The organism is Neochlamydia sp. AcF95, assembly GCF_018342455.1.
Taxonomy (GTDB): domain Bacteria; phylum Chlamydiota; class Chlamydiia; order Chlamydiales; family Parachlamydiaceae; genus Neochlamydia.
The window spans coordinates 99,363-105,362 of sequence record NZ_JAEMUC010000047.1; the positions used below are offsets into that span (position 1 = coordinate 99,363).

Consider the following 6,000-nt stretch of genomic DNA (forward strand, 5'->3'; position numbering starts at 1 on the left):
GTTAAAGGAGAAGCTATATAGCTAGACGCTTTTGGATAAAGAGTAAATGGGGGCTTTTTTTATGTCGATTGATCCATTGATGATGACTGCAGCTCCACTCTAAGGGGCTTAGTTTTTCCACGAGAGATAGCACACTCTGCTCCTCACATTGCCCTTCAGGATGGCCTGGATAAAGGGTAATGCTTATAGCTCCACCCGGTTGAAGCAGCAGCATAGCATTTTTTATACTTTCTATAGTAGTTTTTGCGGTAGTGGTTAGCGTTTTATCACCACCTCCTGGTAAATATCCTAGATTATAAGTAATCAATTTAACACTTTCAGAGAGAATCTCCTTAGGAAAGGTAGAATGACATCCTAAAATAAAGCGCACTTGTTGGAAATGAATGGAGGATAATTTTTCATGCAAATACTTCCGAGTAAGCTCTATTGCTCTTGGCAAAATGTCTAAGGCATAGATTAATCCTCCTTTAGGGTCCGCGCACAATTGTGCCAATATTAACGTATCTTGGCCATTCCCGCATGTAGCATCAATAACAAGGTCGCCTTTTTGAACTAATTTTTCCCAATAGAGGTGGGCAAGTTCTAGATGGGAATTAAAAAGAGGAAAGTGAGCTCGCATAGATTTTTAAGAGGTATTAGAAAGATTACTAGGGGATCTCTTTTTGAAAGCTTAAAGAAAGGACATATTCCTGCTGATAGCCCAGCAAACGAACTAACATCTCTTTCACGTCATCATTTATGCGTGCCATCAATGCTTTTTGTTTAGCAGAAGGAATATAAGGAAGATCGGCAGTGATGACTACTTTATTTTTTTTAATAAGAATGGAGCTCGGAACCTCTTCTTTAGGAAAGAGCTGTTTCCAATAATCATGCATATATTCTTGGAAGATGTTCTCGTCCAAAAAATAAGCATGATTATCTTTGGAATTAATTTTTAAATAACTTTTTTTTAAATTAGTCCGTAAGTAAAAAATGATAGCAACTCCGATCGCCAAACATCCTATCCCAAATAGTGAAAGAAAAAGCTGATCTCTCTCAATAAAGGCTACAAATTCTGAACGAACATGTTGGGAGGCTTGCACCAAAATACTTAGTAAGCCAAGCACTATAAAAAATAGAGAGATAGCAAAGGTAAGCAAGGGATAAAAAAATTGGTTCATAATTTAGAACTCATCGCTATAGTCTTCTTGGGTGCTAACCAAGTTTACAGGGGTTGTGACGGGAGAAAGAGATTTCTTAGAATCGGCAGTTACCACATTTTTAAAGACCACGTGGATATAGGAGACGTGTAAACCGGTAAGATGGGTAATTTCCTCAGAAACAAGCGTTTGTATTTCTTCCGCTTTTTCAGGGATAGAAATTCCGTAAAAAACGTTCACCTCAATTTTTATACCTACCGAGTGATTCTTGTTATCTTGCTCTGCTATGATTCCACGCGCTCCTTCGGTAGTATTACGTCCAAAGATACTGTCGATGAAAGTGCTCTCTACCAAAGTGACGCCTTCAATGCGATTCAGGCATTCAAGGACAATTCCTTGAAAGACTTTGTTGTCAACGTCACGAATAAACAGCGTTTCAGGTAGCTCAAATTCTTTGGTATCAACTTTTTTCACATCAATAGGCATTTTCTTTTCCCCCATGCTAGATTCTCCCTATAATAGTTGACAGCATCATAAATAAGAATATAATAAAATGCTAACTGAAATAGTTGATGCTGCCCTATTAAATCGAAATTTATACTTAAAAGATAGCAGGGTGTGAAGAGAATCGTATGATGGTTAGTTTTTTTTTACTTTTTTTTCTGGCTGCCTTTTCTGCTTATGTGGCTAAACAAAGGGGACGGGATCCATTAATATGGTTCATGCTAGGTATACTTTTAGGAATTTTCTCTCTTATTTTACTTTTTGTTTTAAAACCTTTTGAGAATGATCAAACAGGGCCAAAAAATAAAATAGAAGAGAATGCGATTCCTAAATATGAAACTTTAGCGGAAGATAGAGGGGAAGTTTCGGAGGAGAATAAAGAATGGTTTTATCTGGACCAGGCACACCGCCAACAAGGTCCTATTTATTTTAGAGAGTTATACACACTGTGGCTAGATAACAAAATAACCTCCTTAACTTATGTATGGTCAGAAGGGATGGCTGATTGGCAGCGTATCAATGAGCTTCCTAAAATTTATAAAAGGATTAGGAGCTAAAGGATTACGCACTTTAAAGATTGGCTAACGATTGAGGTCAAACTAAAAAGAAAAATAGTAAGCTTAAGGCTTTGTAGAACCATGCGTGTTGTTCTTTCAACCCTAAACTTACCTCTTATAATTTTTTGCTCTTACCAGCTAGACTTAGTAACGCCAGGAATTAATCCATGCAAAGCCATTTCTCTAAAGGTAAGGCGGGAGAGTTTAAACTGTCTAATAAATCCTCTTGCACGTCCTGTTAAAAGGCAGCGATTACGTAGACGAGTAGGGGATGAGTCACGTGGCATTTTGTTAAGCGCTACACGAGCTTCATGACGTTCTTCTTCTGAAATATTGATGTCAGCGGCTGTTTTTTTAAGAGCTTGTCTTTTTTCCCATTTCAGCTTAACAACTTTTTCACGACGTTTTGCTTTTTCTATTGAGGACCTTTTTGCCATATGATTATAATCTTCCTATTTTTTACGAGCAGGGCCTTTTTGCCGCTGTTTACGATTCGGGTCTTTCTTATTAATCACATAAAGACGTCCTTGGCGACGTACGAGGATATCACCCTTCGATGGATCGGCTTTAACGGATGCTTTTACTTTCATATCTGTTCCTGCGTGTTACAATAATTTGTAAGTTAAGCGATTCTTATATCCTAAACCTTAATTTCCTTTCAATCCTTTTCTTGTAAAGGTAAAGAGAAGAGCTCTCAAGAGGCTTTGAGCGCTAAGGGGCTTATGGCTAGGACCTCTTTATAGACAGTAGATAAGGAAGCTTTAAATTAAAAATATAGTTGTTTTTCTCTTCCATTTTTTAGTTGCTTTATCATCAGTTTTCTCTACTTCTTTTCTTGCATTTATTTTACCTGTTTTGTATCCTGCTGTTCATGTTTATTTAATTGTCGAAAATTTTAATCAAGGAAGTTAATGTGAAGCGCACATACCAACCTAGTAAACGTCGTCGTAAATCTGAGCATGGCTTTCGGAAGAGAATGAAAACTGCGGATGGACGTAAAATCATCAATTCCCGCCGTCGCCGAGGTCGTAAGGCTTTAACAAGGGCGTGAAATACAGCTTTTCCAAGCTTTTTAGATTACGCAAGCGCTATCAATTTCAGAAGTTTACTCACAGCAGTAAACGTTTAATCGGGCGATGGGTTATCGTAGAAATCGTACCTAATCCTCTACAAATGACCCGATTAGGGATTACAGTCACCAAACGCTATGGTAAAGCTCATGATCGTAATCGGTTTAAAAGGATTACGCGTGAGGCTTTCCGCTATTGCCAGTCAAGTCTTCCATTAGGGCAAGACCTTAATGTAAAGCCGCGCGTTAATGCTAAACAGGCCACGTCTCTAGACATTTATACCGATTTAATGAAGCTCTTAAGTACCAATCATCATGAGCGAGGGACTTAATACTCAGCAGAAGCAAGCTGTGGATACCATTGCAGGCCGTGTCTTAATCTTGGCTGGAGCTGGTACGGGCAAAACGCGCGTTCTTACAATGCGTATGTGCCATCTAATCAATAACCTAGACGTTCATCCTCGCCATATTCTTGGCCTCACTTTTACCAACAAAGCTGCGTCCGAGATGTATCATCGAATGGCCGCACTCGTCCCCCATAGGATAGCCAAGCTAGTTACCTTATGTACATTTCATAGTTTTTGCATCCAGATACTAAGAGAAGAGATCGTACGTTTGGGTTATACCAAAGAGTTCACTATTTATCGTGAGAGTGATGTTCAGCGTCTCATTTCCACTATTGCACGTGATCTGCTAGAAAGAGAAAAAGATCTACCTTCATTAGCCGCTACGTTAGCAGTGATCACGCAGGCTAAAAATAAAGGGCTTTGCGCAGAGCAGATTCAAAATACAGGCTCTGCCTGGCATGATCAATTTTCAAGCACTCTTTATCGTCGCTTGCAAGAAAGTATGCGTGCCTATAATGCTGTGGATTTTGATGATTTATTGGTGCTTACGGTGCAGCTTTTAGAAAAGTATCCCGACGTTCTTAATCGCTATCAAGAACAGTATCGTTATATTATGATCGATGAGTATCAAGATACCAACCCTATTCAGTATCGCTTAGCAAAATTGCTTTCCGCAAAGTATAATAATTTGTGTGTAGTAGGTGATGATGATCAGTCTATTTACGGCTGGCGAGGAGCGGAAGTACGCAACATTTTAGATTTTGAGCAAGCAGTGGTGATTAAGCTAGAACAAAATTATCGCTCGACCAATACAATTCTTAAAGCCGCTAATGCGGTGATCAGCAAAAATCAGTCTCGTTATCCTAAAGCTTTATGGAGCACCAAGGGAGAGGGTGAGCCCATTGAGATTTTTTATGCGCCTCAAGAGAGTGATGAGGCTGAAGCTGTGGTGTATAGAATGGTCAAAATGAGGGAAAAAAAAGGCTTACGTTGGAATGATTTTGCCATTTTATACCGTTCTAATGCTCTTTCTCGTGCTTTTGAAACGGCTTTATTAAAATATACGTGGACAGAGAATGGGCAATGGATGAAAGGGATACCTTATCAAATTTACGGGGGCATAGAATTTTATGAAAGGCGTGAAGTCAAAGATTTATGCGCTTATTTACGTGTAATAGTCAATCATAGAGATCAGGAAGCTTTACTACGTATTATTAATCAACCACGACGGGGGATAGGTGGAATTTCTTTAGATGCTCTTACGGCCTATAATCGCCAGCAGAATATTTCTCTTTGGGAAGTTTTAAAAATGGTAGGTGATGACCAGCTTAAAGAGGAAGAGATTAAGAGTTCCTTACCTGCAAAAACTTTGAAAGCTATCCGAGAGTTTGTAGCTCTTATTGAAGAAGCTCAAGAGCGCTTTGAAAAAATGCCTTTAGCAGAAACTCTTCAATGGCTAATTGAAAAAATTGATTACCGTAAAGCTATTGAGGAAGAGGTTAAAAGTTCGCAGATGCGGGAATTTAAGTGGGAAAATTGCCTGGAGTTTGTGGAGACGTTAAGAGATTATGCATGTAAGGTAAAAGAAAAACTTCATAAGCAACCACGGCTATATGATTTTTTAAGCACAGTTTGCTTAGAAAATGATTGGGAACGTATGGCTCGTCAGCAGCAAACAGGAGAAGATAAAGTCAATTTAATGACTTTCCATAGTGCTAAAGGATTGGAATTTCCTGTATGTTTCTTAGTAGGAATAGAGGATCATATTATTCCTCATGAGAAAAGCTTAAAAGAAACAGGAGTAGAGGAAGAGCGGCGTTTAATGTATGTAGCGATGACACGTGCGATGCAAAATTTAGTGATTAGCATGGCTTGCTCTCGCCATAAAATGGGCAAAAAAGTCTCTTGTAAGCCTTCGCGTTTTCTTTATGAGATTCCCAAAGAGCTCTTAAGAGTCACGGAGTGGGGTGGGTAAAATAGCAACTCCTTAGGTTTATCCTGTCCGGGGTGTAAACAAATATTCTTAAAAAAAGGCTGCAGATAACTGACTAGCCTACAATTTTACTGGGAGATGAGTGTCAATAAGTTTTAAAAAACTAAGTCCCTCTAATCCATTGTTTAAAAGTTACCTCTTTATTTAAAGAGCTGGTTTATTAGAGGGTAGGGATATAAAAAATGATTTAAAGATATTTAATATTCTAAATCGCTTCTTCGATTTTAACTTAATCTAGTTTGACATGATTTAAAGAATATTTCATGCTTAAGCATATTTTGAGAGCGTTTTTTCTCCCAAATCGCTATAATTTGTTTACGCCTAAATCATTATAAAGCTCTTAATTTCTTGCAAAGTTGACTATGAAACCAATCAAGCTAGATAACCAACA

9 protein-coding genes are annotated in these 6,000 nt (G+C 38.4%); 4 read left to right on the top strand and 5 right to left on the bottom strand.

Annotation, left to right across the window (positions count from 1 at the left end; genetic code table 11):
- Positions 1-13 precede the first annotated feature (13 nt).
- From mnmM to NEOC95_RS05845, 3 genes are read right to left on the bottom strand one after another with little or no spacing between them, the layout of a single operon-like run.
- Positions 14-619 (bottom strand): tRNA 5-(aminomethyl)-2-thiouridylate-methyltransferase MnmM, encoded by a 606-nt coding sequence (gene mnmM / locus NEOC95_RS05835; protein WP_213152129.1) that lies wholly within the window; start codon positions 617-619, stop codon positions 14-16.
- A 28-nt stretch (positions 620-647) separates the two neighbouring features.
- A complete protein-coding gene (locus NEOC95_RS05840; protein WP_213152130.1) occupies positions 648-1,160 on the bottom strand; it encodes a hypothetical protein in 513 nt (170 codons plus the stop codon).
- Positions 1,161-1,163: 3 nt separating this feature from the next.
- A complete protein-coding gene (locus tag NEOC95_RS05845; RefSeq protein WP_213152131.1) occupies positions 1,164-1,640 on the bottom strand; it encodes an Asp23/Gls24 family envelope stress response protein in 477 nt (158 codons plus the stop codon).
- A gap of 131 nt (positions 1,641-1,771) precedes the next feature.
- On the opposite strand from NEOC95_RS05845, the gene NEOC95_RS05850 reads away from it, so the two are divergent.
- Positions 1,772-2,200 (top strand): DUF4339 domain-containing protein, encoded by a 429-nt coding sequence (locus tag NEOC95_RS05850; RefSeq protein WP_166157655.1) that lies wholly within the window; start codon positions 1,772-1,774, stop codon positions 2,198-2,200.
- A gap of 131 nt (positions 2,201-2,331) precedes the next feature.
- Here the strand turns inward: NEOC95_RS05850 and rpsN are convergent, their stop codons facing one another.
- Both rpsN and rpmJ read right to left on the bottom strand, forming a co-directional pair.
- Positions 2,332-2,637 (bottom strand): 30S ribosomal protein S14, encoded by a 306-nt coding sequence (rpsN, locus tag NEOC95_RS05855; protein ID WP_039385795.1) that lies wholly within the window; start codon positions 2,635-2,637, stop codon positions 2,332-2,334.
- A 15-nt stretch (positions 2,638-2,652) separates the two neighbouring features.
- Positions 2,653-2,790 carry a 50S ribosomal protein L36 gene (rpmJ, locus tag NEOC95_RS05860; protein WP_039385792.1) on the bottom strand — a complete coding sequence of 46 codons (138 nt, stop codon included), beginning with the start codon at positions 2,788-2,790 and terminating at the stop codon, positions 2,653-2,655.
- A 323-nt stretch (positions 2,791-3,113) separates the two neighbouring features.
- Between rpmJ and rpmH the strand changes: the two genes are divergently transcribed.
- The 3 genes from rpmH to NEOC95_RS05875 are packed head-to-tail and all read left to right on the top strand — an operon-like array spanning position 3,114 to position 5,591.
- The gene (rpmH, locus tag NEOC95_RS05865) at positions 3,114-3,251 is read left to right on the top strand and encodes a 50S ribosomal protein L34 (RefSeq protein WP_042242994.1); all 138 of its coding nucleotides are present in this window, start codon (positions 3,114-3,116) and stop codon (positions 3,249-3,251) included.
- Positions 3,248-3,601 (top strand): ribonuclease P protein component, encoded by a 354-nt coding sequence (gene rnpA, locus NEOC95_RS05870; RefSeq protein WP_166157658.1) that lies wholly within the window; start codon positions 3,248-3,250, stop codon positions 3,599-3,601. Before rpmH ends, rnpA begins: the two co-directional genes overlap by 4 nt.
- On the top strand, positions 3,585-5,591 hold the full coding sequence (locus NEOC95_RS05875; protein WP_166157661.1) for an ATP-dependent helicase: 2,007 nt from the start codon (positions 3,585-3,587) through the stop codon (positions 5,589-5,591). Before rnpA ends, NEOC95_RS05875 begins: the two co-directional genes overlap by 17 nt.
- Positions 5,592-6,000: the final 409 nt, after the last annotated feature.